This is a genomic window from Methanococcus voltae (assembly GCF_017875395.1).
GTDB classification, from domain to species: domain Archaea; phylum AGJL01; class Methanococci; order Methanococcales; family Methanococcaceae; genus Methanococcus; species Methanococcus voltae_C.
Genome location: NZ_JAGGMO010000001.1, coordinates 134,327 through 150,200, shown reverse-complemented (window position 1 = coordinate 150,200; position 15,874 = coordinate 134,327). Strand labels below are relative to the sequence as shown.

The following is a 15,874-nucleotide window of genomic DNA, read 5'->3' as shown; positions in this document are numbered from 1 at the left end:
TTAATTACATATTATAAAATTAAATATAATTCTTCAAACTTCAAAATCAATTATTCGATTCGGTGAAATAATGGGAAGAAGAGCAAAAATGGTAGAAAAGGTTACCAGTTTAATGGAAACCCACGATAAAATCAGAAACATCGGTATCTGTGCACACATCGACCACGGGAAAACAACATTATCAGACAACCTCTTAGCAGGTGCTGGTATGATATCAAAAGAATTAGCGGGAGACCAACTTGCTTTAGACTTTGATGAAGAAGAAGCAGCAAGAGGTATTACAATCTACGCTGCTAACGTGTCAATGGTTCACCAATCAGAAACCGGAGAACACTTAATTAACTTAATCGATACCCCAGGTCACGTTGACTTCGGTGGTGACGTTACAAGAGCAATGAGAGCTATTGATGGTGCTATCGTTGTATGCTGTGCAGTAGAAGGTGTAATGCCACAAACTGAGACAGTTTTAAGACAAGCTTTAAAAGAAAAAGTTAAACCTGTTTTATTCATCAACAAAGTAGACAGATTAATCAACGAATTAAAGTTAACTCCTGAAGAATTACAAGGAAGATTTATGAAAATCATCGCAGAAGTTAACATCTTAATCGAAAAAATGGCTCCTGAAGAGTTCAAAAAAGAATGGTTATGTGACGTTATGGGTGGTAAAGTAGCATTCGGTTCAGCTTACAACAACTGGGCTATTTCAGTACCATACATGCAAAAATCAGGTATTTCATTCAAAGATATCATTGATTTCTGTAACGATGAAAGACAAAAAGAATTAGCTGACAAAGCACCTTTACACGAAGTATGTTTAGACATGGTTATTAAACACTTACCAAACCCAGTTCAAGCTCAAAAGTACAGAATTCCAAATATTTGGAAAGGAGACATTGAGTCAGAAGTTGGTAAATCAATGATGACCTGTGACCCTAACGGTCCTTTAGCAGGTGTTATCACAAAAATTATCGTTGATAAACACGCAGGAGCTATCTCAGCATGCAGATTGTTCTCAGGAAGAATGAAACAAGGTGACGAATTGTTTTTAATTGGTGCACAACAAAAAGCAAGAGCTCAACAAGTTTCAGTTTTCATGGGTGCAGAAAGAGTTCAGGTACCAAGCATTTCAGCAGGTAACATCTGTGCTATCACAGGTTTAAAAGAAGCAACCGCAGGGGAAACAGTTTCAGCATTCTCAAACAAAATGGAACAAGCTTTCGAAGGTTTATCCCACGTAAGTGAACCTGTTATTACAGTTGCTATTGAAGCTAAAAACACAAAAGACTTGCCAAAATTAATCGAAGTATTAAGACAAATCGCAAGAGAAGATAACACAGTTAGAGTGGAAATTAACGAAGAAACCGGTGAACACTTGATCAGCGGTATGGGTGAACTCCACATCGAAGTTATCACAAACACAAAAATCGGCAGAGATACAGGTATCGAAGTTGATGTTGGTGAACCAATCGTTGTTTACAGAGAAACAATTAATGGTACAAGCCCTGAAATTGAAGGAAAATCACCAAACAAACACAACAAGTTGTACTTCATCGTAGAACCTTTAGAAGACAGTGTATACGAAGCATATGTTAAAGGCGACTTAAAAGATGAAGACTTCAAGAGAAAAATCTCATCAGAAGCAGAAGCTAGGTTTGAAGCAGCTGGTTTACCAAAAGACGAAGCTAAAAAAGTTATGTCAATCATGGGCGGTAACTTAATCACAAACTTAACAAGAGGTATCGTACAGTTAGACGAAGCTAGAGAGTTAATCATCGAAGGTTTCAAAGAAGCTGTAAGAAACGGTCCTTTAGCTGCTGAGAAAGTTCAAGGTGTAAAAGTTAAATTAATGGATGCAACATTCCACGAAGATGCAATCCACAGAGGTCCAGCACAAATTATCCCTGCGGTAAGATTCGGTGTTAGAGACGCTATTACACAAGCTAAACCAGTATTATTAGAACCTATGCAAAAAGTATATATCAACACCCCACAAGATTACATGGGTGACGGTATGAAAGAAATCAACAACAGAAGAGGCCAAATCGTTGATATGGAACAAGAAGGTGACATGTCAATTATTAAAGGTAGCGTTCCTGTTGCTGAAATGTTCGGATTCGCTGGTGCAATCAGAGGGGCTACCCAAGGTAGATGTCTCTGGTCTGTTGAATTCTCAGGATTCGAAAAAGTACCTGGAGAATTACAACCTAAGATTGTTCAACAAATCAGATCAAGAAAAGGTTTAAAAACAGAATAATTACATATGAATTATATATAGTGAAATTATAATAAATTGTAATAATTTGCAGTATATTTATAATATCAATTAATTCATATTTAATTATTCAATCTTGTAAACTTGAGAAATTACATTTATGGCATAAAAATCTTACACGATTAATCATGATTAATTTTGAAAAATCCAAAAGATTTTAACAATATACCATAAAATATATATACTCATTTTTACTATCATATTACAAATTATACTTATTTAGAAATCTCTTAATAAGATAAATTATACTTACAAAAATCAAATAAAACAAGAATAAATACAGGTGACAATATGGCAAAAGAAAAACCAATATTGAACGTTGCATTTATCGGACACGTTGATGCTGGTAAATCAACCACAGTAGGAAGATTATTATTAGACGGTGGAGCTATCGACCCTCAGTTAATCGCAAGATTAAGAAGAGAAGCTGAAGAAAAAGGTAAAGCTGGATTCGAATTTGCTTACGTTATGGACGGTTTAAAAGAAGAAAGAGAGAGAGGTGTTACAATTGACATCGCTCACAAAAAATTCCCTACCGACAAATACGAAGTAACAATCGTAGACTGCCCAGGCCACAGAGACTTCATTAAAAACATGATTACCGGTGCTTCACAAGCTGACGCAGCTGTTTTAGTTGTTAACGTAGATGACCACAACAACGGTATTCAGCCACAAACAAGAGAACACATTTTCTTAATCAGAACATTGGGTGTAAACCAATTAGCTGTTGCAATTAACAAAATGGACACAGTTAACTTCAACGAAGCTGACTACAACGCAATGAAAAAGATGTTAGGCGACGAATTATTAAAAATGTTAGGTTACAACCCAGACACAGTTCCTTTCATCCCAGTTGCTTCATTACACGGTGACAACGTATTCAAAAAATCAGAAAACACACCATGGTACAAAGGTCCTACAATTGCTCAAGTTATTGACTCATTCCAACCTCCTCAAAAACCAACAAACTTACCATTGAGATTACCTATCCAAGATGTTTACTCAATCACCGGTGTAGGTACAGTTCCAGTTGGTAGAGTTGAAACAGGTATCATCAGACCAGGAGACAAAGTTGTATTTGAACCTTCAGGATCAGTAGGAGAAGTTAAAACAGTGGAAATGCACCACGAACAGTTACCTTCAGCAGAACCAGGAGACAACATTGGTTTCAACGTAAGAGGTGTAGGTAAAAAAGACATCAAAAGAGGAGACGTTTTAGGTCCAGTTGACAACGCACCATCAGTTGCAGCTGAATTCGACGCTCAAATTGTTGTTTTACAACACCCTTCAGTTATCACAGCAGGATACACACCAGTATTCCACGCACACACATCACAAATTGCTTGTACCTTTGGGGAATTAAGCAAAAAATTAAACCCAGCTACTGGTGAAGTTTTAGAAGAAAATCCAGACTTCTTAAAAGCTGGTGACGCTGCAATCGTTAAATTAATACCAACAAAACCAATGGTTATTGAAAACGTTAAAGAAATTCCACAACTCGGTAGATTTGCTATCAGAGATATGGGTATGACCGTTGCTGCTGGTATGTGTATCAAAGTTGTAGCTAAAAACAAATAATTAGATTAATTCTAATTATTTAATTTTTTTAATTTAATTATAATTCTTATACTTATTATAATTCTTATAAATTCACTACATACCTTAAATGAGGCTAAATTATGCAAAAAGCAAGAATAAAATTATCAAGTACAAAACATACAGAATTAGACGGTGTATGTGACCAAATTAAAGCAATCGCTGAAAAAACAGGTGTTGATTTAGCAGGTCCAATTCCATTACCAACAAAAACATTAAAAGTTACAACAAGAAAGTCAACCGACGGTGAAGGTTCATCATCATTCGACAGATGGACAATGAAAATTCACAAAAGAGTTATCGACATCGAAGCTGACGAAAGAACCATGAAACACATCATGAAAGTAAGAATCCCTGAAACCGTTCAAATTGAAATCGAATTAAGAAACTAATTGATTATAGTTAGTACTTAAAGATGTTTGATATCAATAATTGAAGGCTTTTTTTAAAAATTATTAATATTTCATAAGCCATGAAAAATATTGTTTTCCCTATAATGGGATTTCAATAACCTTTTTCTTTTTAAATTATTTTAGTTTTTTTTATTTTATTATAATATTATATTATTGTTTTATAATTAATTTTAACTTATACATATCCGAGTATTTTCTTTAAATTTGATATTAATCTTTATATACTATGAAATCAATGATTAATTATACTGCAATTCACAGTAATTGCAGTGTATGTTGTGACCGTATTTCATAGTAAATACGGTGTATTATCTTTAAATGAGCTTTTTTAAAATAGTTTTTTGGAAATATTAAGAAATTTTAGAAATATTATTTAGAAATTTTATAAAAAATATAACGTAAAAAATAGAAATAAATGATATTTTATTTAATCAATATATTTTAATCATATATTACACGATTAATTATGGGTTAAATAGCAGGTTACTTTTTTAGCATCTGAATCCAATTCGTTTTTATCAATTCTAACAAATCCGTATCTTTCAAATTGTACACTTTCATCTTCTTTTACAACTGCAAAGTCTTTTTCCGCATAACCTTCTGTTTCAATACCATCACCATCGATAACTGAAACCTTAACGCTATCTTTAGCAGGTACCCAATGAATAATGTTTGCCCTATTCTCTTTTGCAACCATGTAATCCTCACTATCAAAGTGCGCATAAACAACGTCTTCGCTTACTTCATCAATAACTATGTTAAACAATTCCATAAGCCTATACATCTTACCTGCTTCAATGTTATCGGTACCTGATAGGTAGATTTCCCCGTCAAATGTTAACGTTCTCATACCCATATCTTTATCAGGATGCATCCTTAGCTCAACAGTTTTATTGGCTGCACCTGTAACAATAACTTTTTTAGGATTAGCTACAAAGAAGAATCTTTTTGTAATTGCATCAATCAAATCTTTGTTAACTGCGTAAAGGTTTTCCCACGCAAATCTAACATCTGCTTGTTTAATTCCGATATCGACCATTGTTTTGTAAATTGCTTCTGGTTTTATGCCTCTTTTTCTCATTGCTCCGAGTGTACCTAATCTAGGGTCATCCCAGTCAGAATATTCGCCTTCTAGTATACCCGCGTGCATTTTTGAGGTACTTAAAACAGGACCTTCTATTTTTAAGATACCGTAGTGTAAGTATTCTGGAATTTCCCAACCCATATAATCAAATATGTATTTCTGTTTTTCAGTGTTTACAATGTGGTCTTTTCCTCTTAAAACGTGTGTAAGACTCATTAAATGGTCATCAACGGTAACAGATAAGTTCATAAGTGGGTAAACAACATATTTTGTTCCATTTTTAGGGTGCGGGGTGTGCTCAATCCTGAAGATTGGGAAATCACGTACTGAAGGGTTTTTATGTTCAATATCTGTTTTTAATCTAACTGCAACGTTGTCCAATTCTCCAGAAAGCATTTTGTTCCATAAGTCAAGGTTCTTTTCTGAGCTATTATCTCTACATTTACAAGCTATTCCTTCAGCTTTTAATTCTCTAAATTCTTCCGCATCACAGTCGCAAACGTAAGCGTGACCCATTTCAATTAATTTAGTACCGTACTCGTAGTATGTTTCAAGTCTTTGAGATTGGATAACAACTTCATCAACTTTAACGCCTAACCATTTAAGGTCTTCCTGTATCATTTCATAAGCTTCAGGAAGTACCCTCTTAGCGTCGGTATCTTCTAACCTTAATATTAATTTTCCATCGTATTTTTTAGTAAAGAAATCATTCAAAACACTTGCACGAGCGTGACCTAAATGGAGAGGTCCTGACGGATTTGGTGCAAATCTCATTACAACGCCTTTTTTTGTATCCACGTTTTTAAGCTCAATTTCTTTCTTTTTTCTTTCTTTTTTCTCGCCCATCATTTCAGGAGCAATTTCTGAAAGTTTTTGTTTTTGAGCTTCTAAACCCATATCTTCAACTTCTTTTGCAATCGCACCAATATTTTGATTGATGTCTTTTGCAAGTTTTCTTAAATCTGGGTTTTCGCCTAACATTTTACCCATTATTGATTTAGGATTAGGTTTTCCTTCGTATTTTATAGCATTTTGAAGTAAATACTTTATAACTACGTTTTTCACATCTTCCGAAAGTGTACTGCTCATTATTACACCACAATTTTATTTTATTTTAATTTTAATTATAAGATTATATTATTCAAATCTCAAATTAGATTTAAACAATTAATTTAAATTAAACTTATAAAATTTAAGTTTATATCATCATACAATATTCGATATTCTCATTTATATGATTTAGCAATTTATGGTACAATATAGTACTTTATGTTTGATATATTTATAAAATAATCTTTTTTAAGTGTAATTACACTTTTCAATTACCTATATATATTTATTATAACATACAAACAATGATAATATATTGTGGAATATATATCTGTGTGTACTAAATTGAAATATTTAATTTAAATACTATTTAAATAGTAATCTAAGTATTACTTTAAATACTAATTAAATATTAAATTAGAATCGTAGAAACTTTTATATAATTTGATGTATAATTATAAAAATCTGCACATAACCTTTTTAACCACTTATATATCTTTTATTGTCGATAATATTGTAGATTTCAAGTGTTTTGCACAATATTATGATTGAGAATAGTTTAAATCATGCCAAAATGAAGACAAGTAGCTTTGTTAGAGATTTGTAGGTTATGCAATTTTATGCAATTTTTTTAATAATTAATGGTGTAAGAAATGGAAAACAAGAATAATTTAATTAATAACAGACCTAGTTCTAATAATAATAGAGCTAATGGTAATACGAAACATAATAGGAATTATAGAAATACAAACAATACCAAAGATTCGAATAATACCGAAAATAACTATCAAGTTAGGGGCAATAGAAGTTCTAGGGCTCATAGTACTCATAGCACCCATAACAGCAACAATGGTAACAATACTCAGAATGGTTATAAAAGTTATAAAAGTTATAAAACTCCGGAACCTAAAGAAGATAAAAACGTGGAAAGCAAAACGCCTTTTAAAGCTACAAACGGTAGAAAAACGTATAAAAAAACAACCGTAAACAAAGATAATGAGAATGCTACAAAAAGAGTAAATAGGCCATACCAAAATCGTCCAAATGGCAAAAATTACAACGAAAACAAAGAAAATAAGGAACATAACGAACATAAGGAAAGCATGAACCACAATTCTAAAAGATATTCCAAAGTGTTAAACTCTAACGGCGCAAATAATTCTAAGACCTTCAATAGTGAGGAAAGACCTAAAACCGCTAACAGGAGAGTTTTCCACAATAAGGGCAATAACGACGATAATGGACGTAATTCCTATAATACATATAGTAAGCCAAGATATAATAGAAACAATAGAGCCAATAATGATATAACTACTAATGATAGATACAATAACAGAAATAATAGAAATACTAATATTAATACCAATAGTAATGGCAATAATAATAATAATAATAATAATAATAATAATAATAATAATTATAAAATAAGGGATAATTTAAATAGTTCCGATGCAATGGATTCAAAAGACAATGGGAGACGTAACGGCGCTAACAGGCAAAATTCCTATAAAAGACCTAATAAAACCTATTCAAATAACCATGGTACTTATAAGAAGTATGATACTGAGGGAGCAGGTGTTCAAGAAAGACCTAAAAACTCCAAATTTGAAGGCGCTAGAGATAATTTAAAGGGTAATTCGCCTAATAGGGCAGATGAAATAGATAGAACAGATAGGACTAACAGAACAACTAGAACAAATAGCAGACCATATAATAAAGGGACCAGTAGTAGGGTAAATAATAGAGTAAATACTGGCTCAAATACGGTAAAACGCCATTACAATAAAGAAGAAAATACTAGAAAGAATTTAAAGAATAAATCAGAATCAAATTCTAAACCTTCCATTGTAAGTTCAAGAAAAAAGACATTGAACAGTCCAACAAGTATGCACACTGCTAGAAAAGCTAGACCTACCCATAAAACTAATTTAAGGGATGAAAATAAGTATTCAAGACCTAAATTTAAATCTTATGGGAATAACAACGATAATTCTAGAGTGGTAAGTAAACATTCTGAGCATACCCATCACCCAAAATATGTAGCAAGTGGTCCTAAAACCTATAAAAAAGCATTAAGGACAGATTTAAACCCAAAATCTACCAAATTCAAATTTGAAAGTAAACTTGTTATATATTCTAAAAAAGTAAATAACGAATAAAATATTATTTATTTTTTTATTTTATACTTATTCGTATTATATTATATTTTTTATTTTATATTTTTTATTTTTTTATATTTTTAAGCTTATTTTATCAATTATTTTATATTAATAATTCAATAGTCCTAATAATACATCAATTGCATGTTTATTAATAGTAGGAATGACATATTAGTATTATTAAAGAGATTTAAGGGAGGAATCCTATGCAAAGCGATTTGGGTTATATTTTGATATTCATTGGTTTATTAATCATATTAATGGAGGCTTTTACGCCAGGATTATATTTCCCTGCAGCAGGAATCGCCTTAATTATATATGGGCTACTTTTAGCAGTTGCTCCAGCTTATGCCTTACCTTTAGCAGTTGTAGCAGGGTTATTGACGGTGTATATAATGTACAGGTTTGTTTACAAGTCTGGAATGAATATAAAAATAGGTGCAGAACGTTTAATTGGGTTAGAAGGCGATTTGGTCGAAAATATTGATGAAAACAAGCCAGGTTATGTAATTGTAAACAATGAAAAATGGCAGGCAAAAACTCAGGATAGGTCAGAGTTAAAAGCAGGAATCAAAGTAATAGTAACGAAAATAGAAGGTGTTTCTTTGATAGTGGAACCCTCTGTAGGCCAAGAAGTTGAAAAAGTTGAAAAAGTTGAAAAAGCAGAAAAGAAAGACGAAGAAAATAATTAAATACCTATATAATTAAAAAATTAAAATGATAAATAATTAAAGTAATACACATTTAGGAATATTTTACAAGTATTCTTTAATTAAATTATATATTTCATTATGTAATTCTGAAATACTTTTATTTGCATCTATTTTTATGTAAATAGATGGCATAAACATATTTTTTTCAAATTCCGGTTTTTCAAATATCTCAATGTATTTTTCACGAATTATTTTTTGAAATTCTATTTTTTCAAATATCTCATTGTTTCCGGTTCTATCATTTACCCTTAGCATTGATAATTCGGGGTTTAAGTCCAACAATACTACGATATCAGGCACTCTTGCATACTTATTGATATCGCATATATATTTCATATCGATACCCTGTGTATTTTGATACACCATAGACGAATAAACATATCTATCGCATATGATGTGATTTTTTTCAAGTCTTTTTTCAAGTTCCTTGCAATGTTCGACCCTATCGCCTGCAAAAAGTAATGCGAGGGTTTCCTTTTCAAAACAACCTTCTGAAAGACCTTTTCTTATTAATTTTCCAACTTCGGAGTTTGTAGGTTCGTAATCTAATATCGCATTTATTCGGTCTGCAAGCATTTTGGCTTGCGTAGATTTTCCACTACCATCAATACCTTCAAAAACGATGAATTTTTTTGATTTACTATTTTTAATATTTTTATTATCCATTTAAACACCAAAATAACATAAATACTGCAATTTAATTATAAATTTATATTATACTCATAAGATAGTTTTAATACATTCAATACATTTTTAATAATAAATTTTAATAATAAACTTTAATAATAAATTTAAAAATAGATATGTGAAATAGATATATAAATAATACGCAATTATTCAATATCTAATTTCTTTTTAAATAGTTGTAATTCATTATTTTTAATTTGGTAATCTCTTCTTTGATACTCCAAGTCGAATATGATTCAATACCTTCTACACTGCTCATAATTTTAGGGAGTATTCTTGGTTCTTTATTTGCTAACTTTTTAAGGGTTATCAAAGTTTTTAATACAACGGTCTCACTTTGGTCATTCAACAAGTTAATGATTTCTGGAAGTGCAATAACAACCAATTCATAGTCTAAGTCTGAAAGTATACCTAAAGCAGTGGTTTTAACACGCCAATGTGGGTCTTGTAACCTACCGATTACGTCTTCAATATACGAATAATGACCTTCGGATATAAATTCACGCAACGAATTAAGGGCTTCTACCCTAACGTTCCAGTCACTATCCATTAAATAATATTCTAATCTTTTTATTCTTTCCTTAAATGAATCTTCTTCATCTTCCTGAGCGTAATATTCAAAGTGATCCACAATTCTTAGAATTGATTTACAACTATTTGCAATTACTGGAACAGGGTCTTCCATATCTTCAGTACACCAGGAAATTATTTCGTAGTAGTATTCTTCAATTTTAGATTCTGATACGAGTTTTTCAATGATTTTATACGCGTATACCCGTTCATACCACTTATTACTATGTCTATATTTCGATACTATCATCAAGATGTCTTCCATGTTTTTGACGGTATCACATCTTAAGTATAACGTATAAAGTCCTTCTACGGCTCTTATATTTTCAAATTTCAAACCGTTTATAATCATACTCGTAGATTTAAATAAGTATGCGATTGCATATCTTTTGTCAATTTTAGGGCTTCCATGACCAGTTTTATTTAATAATTTGGATGCTTTACTTCTAAGTTCAACAATATCGTCAAATAATGCTATATTTACTAATTCATCGTTGAATAAATTTCCATAATCATCATTTATCTTTAGTAATTGGGATATGTAAAGTAAACCTTTTTTACGGGTAGTCCAATTTATATCATTTAATAATTTTTTAATAATTTTTGATTTAGTTTCTAAGAATTTAGTTGATGATAATTCAACCATATTTCTTGCATATTCTAAAGTTTTTTCATCGTCCAAATCTAATAAATCCAAAATATGGAATATATTTATTATTTCGAAACAATCTTTTTTATTTTTAAAGATTTCCTGTAAAAATTCGATAGTATAATTGTGTAAAACATCTTCTTCATCATTTTTACTTTCATCTATAATTGATTCATTTTTATTTTTAATGTCGATTTCAGTTTCATCTTCATTTTCCGCTTTATTTTCATTACCTTGGTCGCTTACTTTATTTTTTAAGTAGTATCTAACCAATGAAGTAGCAGAGTAAGGGTATGTTTCCATACATTTTATGATATAATCGATATTTATTTCTTCTTTATCTATTTCAATACCGTATTCATATTTTAAAATATATTCTGAAGTTTTAGAAACGATTGAAGCACCATCATTCAATGCCCTATCTATCAATATTGAAGTAATAGCTTCTTTCCTATCTTCACAACCTTCGTATTTTGAAAGTATTTCATTGAATTTTTTCAATAATAATATGAAATTTAATCTAACTAGTAAATTATTATCGTTAATCACTACTTCAGGTTGAATGTAGTCGTTTACTTCTTCCAATATATCAAATGGGTCTTCAAAGCACTCTAACGCAACTCTAAGTACCCAAATAGCTTCTGTCCTAACAATACCAAAACTATCGTTTATACTATCTTTTAACAATTGTATGGATTCTTCGGAATATTGTTTAGGGTCGTTATGTAGCTTACAACCTAAATCAATCATCGTAATTACTTTTGAAACCCAATCTTCACTTTTCCAGGTGTTAAGGTTTTTATTAAGTGTTTTTTCTACATCTTTGGGGTTCATGTAACTATATTTTCTCTTAACGTTAATGTAACTCCAAGGGTCGTAAAGTTGATTTATGTATTTTTTCTGTATTTCTTCAGGTACGTCCTTTTTGGTCAATCTGTGCATTATTGACATACAGTTGATTATACTTGATTCGTCATATAAGTTTAATAAACTTAAGTTATTCACCGTAGCTGTTTGAGCTGCAATTGCTCTAACTAATTCATTCTGACTTTTAATATATTTTTCAGTCTCTATCTTTTCTCCAAGATATTTAAGACATGTAAGTGTTAAATAAGTGTATAAATCATTAGGTTCTTCGATCAATGACCTTTTAAGTATATTTATTATTTTTTCACGGACTGGATTACATTTATTTGCAATTACGGATAACGCCATAATTGCTTTATATTTTAAAAATATTTCGCATCTATTATTTCTAGATAATTCTAATAATTTATCAATTATCTCTGAATTAACCTTTTCAGGATTTGCATTTATTAGTGTAAGTCCTATTACAACATCTTTTGAATCATTACTATTCAATAAATAAATTACTTCATTTCTATTAAATTCCCTAATGAAGTTTTTGTATAAATTTATTATACCAATATAATCCGAAAATTGGTCGATAACTTCTTTATTTTGACTTTGTAATACTAGTAAAGATACTAATCCTTGCATAAATCTGTCGTCCCTTGAGTATGAAATGTTGTCATTGAACAGTGACGGAATAAGGGTACATAATAAGTTAGGATCCGTAGGGAATATTTTCCAAACTTTTGTAACTGCATTCATCCTTACTAATACGTCAGAAGAGTACAATTCTTTTGATAATATTGTATTATACCTATCTTTTGTATATCTCATACCAGGTTTTGTTAACATATCTCTTGCAATATTTTTTGTAGCAACTACTTTACTATCTGCCATTTTCAAAATATATGGAAATGCTAAATATGATAGTTCAGGGTATTGTTTTAATATATTATTGATGGCCCATAGGGCTCTTGTTTGAACAACGGCTTTTGAGGACGTTAATTCCATAATCAAGCTTAATAATGATATTTTAGCATCATAATGATTTTGGAAGATTAAGCCCCCAAGCGTGTTTATAGAGTTTAATTTAGAGTACCAACTATCTTTTTTTAAATTATTTAGCACTTTGGTTAAATTTTCATTCATAAAATCCCTCAGTTACTCGTTGGTGAAATTTGAATCTCCTAATCCTTTTTTAATTAAGTTTGGTATCCATATTTGGTATGTATTCTATTTTTGTACACTCCTAAATAACCATGGGGTTAAGTATTATTCGAGATAATAAATATAGATAATAGATAGTTAAAATTCAAATTAATTTATATGACGAAAATAATTAGCACAATATTAATTATATTCTAAATTGTGTTATATAATTCTATGTATTATGTTCGATAGTGAACAGTATATTTGACAAAATAATATTTTGTAGGCGTATCCTAAATTCTTTAATAAACTAGATATTACTTATAATTTTATTCTATATATATGTTACATACTTAAAGTAGGTAGCTACATATCTTAAATTAAATACAAAAATACATAAACTTTAGATACATATTTCAAACACTATTAAAAATATTTAAAATTGAGAACCATATAATAAGTAATAAATATATTTAATAATTATAAATTTAACAAGTCTACTAATTTGAGTACTGTTATTATATCAAATTGTATTAGATTATATTATAGTAGGTTATATTGTAACTCAAAAATTATAACTCAAAATTTCTAAATTAAAAAAATCAATAAAATCAATAAAATCAATAAATCAGCAAATACATAGGCAATAGGAATAAGACTAAATTTAACGATTAAAAATTAGTAATTTAAAATAACTGGTGTAATTTATGAATATCGACAAATTAAAAAATAGTATTTTACAAAAAATGTCCCAGGAAGAAATGGATTCTAAAATATCTCAAAAAATAGATGAAGCTTCGGGTTTAATTGATGAAAAAGGGGCTTTGATGTTAGTTGCTCAGGAGTTAAATATCGAAATTCCTTACGAAGATGACGAAGATTTCGATTATACCATCTCCGATATATTGGAAGGTCAAAGAGATGTGGAAGTTACTGGAAGAATAGTCGAAATTTCAAGTATCAAAGAATTTACTAAAAAAGACGGTTCAACAGGTAAATTAGCATCTTTAAGGATTGCAGATAACTCAGGGGCTATAAGATTAACTTTATGGAATGATAAAGCAGATTTAGTCGCAGATTTGAAAAAAGGAAATGTTATAAAAATTGAAAACGCCTTTGCAAGAAATTGGAATAATAAAATGGAATTAAACAGTGGTTCAGAATTATCTATTGAAAGATTGGACGAATACGATGAATCAAAATATCCTAAAATAAAAGAAAACTACAATATCTCAGAGCTCGTGGAGAATTTACCTGCAAGCATTGAAGCAACAGTTAAATTAGCATACCCATTAAAAGAATTTAACAAAAAAGATGGTTCAACTGGTTGTTTAAAATCTTTGATATTGGAAGATGAAACTGGAACAATAAGAGCTACATTGTGGAACGAGTTAGCAAACATGGATATTAATACTTCCGACAAAGTTAAGATTGACGGTTTTGTTAAACAAGGATACTCGGGGTTAGAAATTTCAATTAATACAATTGAAGTAACTGAAAAAACAGACCCTGCACAAGCTAAAAAAGTCGATAATTACATCTCAATTGAAGATTTAACACATTACGATAAAGAATTAGTTTCCGTAAAAGGTAAAATATTAAACAAAAGCATTGTAAGAGAAGTTGAATTCCCCGATAGAGTTGCAAAAGTCCAAGAAATCAAAGTTTCTGACGGAACTGGTAGCGTTAGAGTGGTATTCTGGGGTAACAACATAACTAAATTGGATGATTTAGATGAAGGCGATGAAATTAGCCTTACAAACTGCAAAACTAAAAAGTACATCAACAGAATGACTGATTCAGAAGTTGTTGATTTAACATTTACATTTACTTCAACTATTGAATTGTTAGAAAAATCTAAAGTGGAAATTAAATTAAATTCGGTAACTGATTTAATTGAGAAATTTAATAATAATGAATTAGATGCAGATGATATTTCATTTGGTGCTAAAGTCTACTCATCTTACCCAACAAAAGAATTTAATAGATATGATGGTTCAAAAGGAATGGTAAAATCCGTTGAATTAAGTGACGGAGACAATACTGTTAGAATGACTTTGTGGGATGACAATACAAACCTTGAAATAACCGAAGGGGACACTTTAAAAATATTGCACGCTAAAATAAAGGAAAATAACGGTTATTATGATATAAATACCAATAGATACACAAACATTGAAATAAATCCAAAAGATTTAAACTTAGTTTCAGTTAGGACACATATTGTAGACATCAACGAAGAATCAAAAGTTGAATTACAGGCAACCGTTGTGGATTACAGAAAACAAGATTTAATATTGAATTTATGTCCAAACTGTAAGAAAAGGTTATCAATGGTAGATAGCAACTCAGGAATCGGTATTTGCGAAGCTTGTGGGGAAGTTACGCCTAATGAAGTTTTAACAGCTACCGTAGTTTTAGATGACGGAACCGGAACCATAAACGGTAGAATTTATGAAGCAAACATTTCAAAATTAACTGGACTTTCAATTGATGAGTTAAAAGAAAAGAATATAGAAGCCTTAGATTTAGCAATCGGTAATGAATATATATTCTATGGTAACGTAACCATGAGAAATGAGGATTTAGAATTGAATATCAGAGGTATTCAAGAATTTGATATAAATAAAGAATTTTAAGTAAATTTTAATTCTTATTTTTACTTTTTTTACATGCAATA

9 protein-coding genes are annotated in these 15,874 nt (G+C 30.3%); 6 read left to right on the top strand and 3 right to left on the bottom strand.

From position 1 onward, the window contains the following. The first annotated feature begins 70 nt into the window (after positions 1-70). The 3 genes from J2127_RS00605 (at position 71) to rpsJ (ending at position 4,260) form a co-directional block, all read left to right on the top strand. The gene (locus J2127_RS00605) at positions 71-2,254 is read left to right on the top strand and encodes an elongation factor EF-2 (RefSeq protein ID WP_209731530.1); all 2,184 of its coding nucleotides are present in this window, start codon (positions 71-73) and stop codon (positions 2,252-2,254) included. Positions 2,255-2,563: 309 nt separating this feature from the next. Then, complete coding sequence (gene tuf / locus J2127_RS00600; protein WP_209731529.1) at positions 2,564-3,850, top strand: translation elongation factor EF-1 subunit alpha; 1,287 nt, start codon at positions 2,564-2,566, stop codon at positions 3,848-3,850. Between the two features lie 101 nt (positions 3,851-3,951). Next, positions 3,952-4,260, top strand: a complete 309-nt coding sequence (rpsJ, locus tag J2127_RS00595) for a 30S ribosomal protein S10 (RefSeq protein WP_209590404.1) — start codon at positions 3,952-3,954, stop codon at positions 4,258-4,260. A 481-nt stretch (positions 4,261-4,741) separates the two neighbouring features. Here the strand turns inward: rpsJ and J2127_RS00590 are convergent, their stop codons facing one another. Beyond that, entirely contained in the window at positions 4,742-6,430 is a 1,689-nt protein-coding gene (locus tag J2127_RS00590) for a glutamate--tRNA ligase (RefSeq protein ID WP_432442922.1), read from the bottom strand. A gap of 638 nt (positions 6,431-7,068) precedes the next feature. Here J2127_RS00590 and J2127_RS00585 point away from each other — a divergent pair. Both J2127_RS00585 and J2127_RS00580 read left to right on the top strand, forming a co-directional pair. Beyond that, positions 7,069-8,574 carry a hypothetical protein gene (locus tag J2127_RS00585; protein ID WP_209731527.1) on the top strand — a complete coding sequence of 502 codons (1,506 nt, stop codon included), beginning with the start codon at positions 7,069-7,071 and terminating at the stop codon, positions 8,572-8,574. A 206-nt stretch (positions 8,575-8,780) separates the two neighbouring features. Further along, positions 8,781-9,266, top strand: coding sequence for an NfeD family protein (locus J2127_RS00580; RefSeq protein ID WP_209731526.1), 486 nt, complete (start codon positions 8,781-8,783; stop codon positions 9,264-9,266). 63 nt (positions 9,267-9,329) lie between these two features. Here J2127_RS00580 and tmk read toward each other — a convergent pair whose 3' ends face one another. Further along, on the bottom strand, positions 9,330-9,953 hold the full coding sequence (gene tmk, locus J2127_RS00575) for a dTMP kinase (protein WP_209731525.1): 624 nt from the start codon (positions 9,951-9,953) through the stop codon (positions 9,330-9,332). A 178-nt stretch (positions 9,954-10,131) separates the two neighbouring features. Then, positions 10,132-13,194, bottom strand: a complete 3,063-nt coding sequence (locus J2127_RS00570) for a HEAT repeat domain-containing protein (RefSeq protein WP_209731524.1) — start codon at positions 13,192-13,194, stop codon at positions 10,132-10,134. A 707-nt stretch (positions 13,195-13,901) separates the two neighbouring features. Here J2127_RS00570 and J2127_RS00565 point away from each other — a divergent pair. Next, positions 13,902-15,833, top strand: coding sequence for a replication factor A (locus tag J2127_RS00565; RefSeq protein ID WP_209731523.1), 1,932 nt, complete (start codon positions 13,902-13,904; stop codon positions 15,831-15,833). The last annotated feature ends 41 nt before the right edge of the window (positions 15,834-15,874 follow it).

Bases quoted from the DNA above. Each gene is read 5' to 3' on its own strand.
- J2127_RS00565 (WP_209731523.1), top strand. From the start codon at position 13,902: ATGAATATCGACAAATTAAAAAATAGTATTTTACAAAAAATGTCCCAG.
- J2127_RS00570 (WP_209731524.1), bottom strand. From the start codon at position 13,194: ATGAATGAAAATTTAACCAAAGTGCTAAATAATTTAAAAAAAGATAGT.
- J2127_RS00585 (WP_209731527.1), top strand. From the start codon at position 7,069: ATGGAAAACAAGAATAATTTAATTAATAACAGACCTAGTTCTAATAAT.
- J2127_RS00580 (WP_209731526.1), top strand. From the start codon at position 8,781: ATGCAAAGCGATTTGGGTTATATTTTGATATTCATTGGTTTATTAATC.
- tuf (WP_209731529.1), top strand. From the start codon at position 2,564: ATGGCAAAAGAAAAACCAATATTGAACGTTGCATTTATCGGACACGTT.
- rpsJ (WP_209590404.1), top strand. From the start codon at position 3,952: ATGCAAAAAGCAAGAATAAAATTATCAAGTACAAAACATACAGAATTA.
- tmk (WP_209731525.1), bottom strand. From the start codon at position 9,953: ATGGATAATAAAAATATTAAAAATAGTAAATCAAAAAAATTCATCGTT.
- J2127_RS00605 (WP_209731530.1), top strand. From the start codon at position 71: ATGGGAAGAAGAGCAAAAATGGTAGAAAAGGTTACCAGTTTAATGGAA.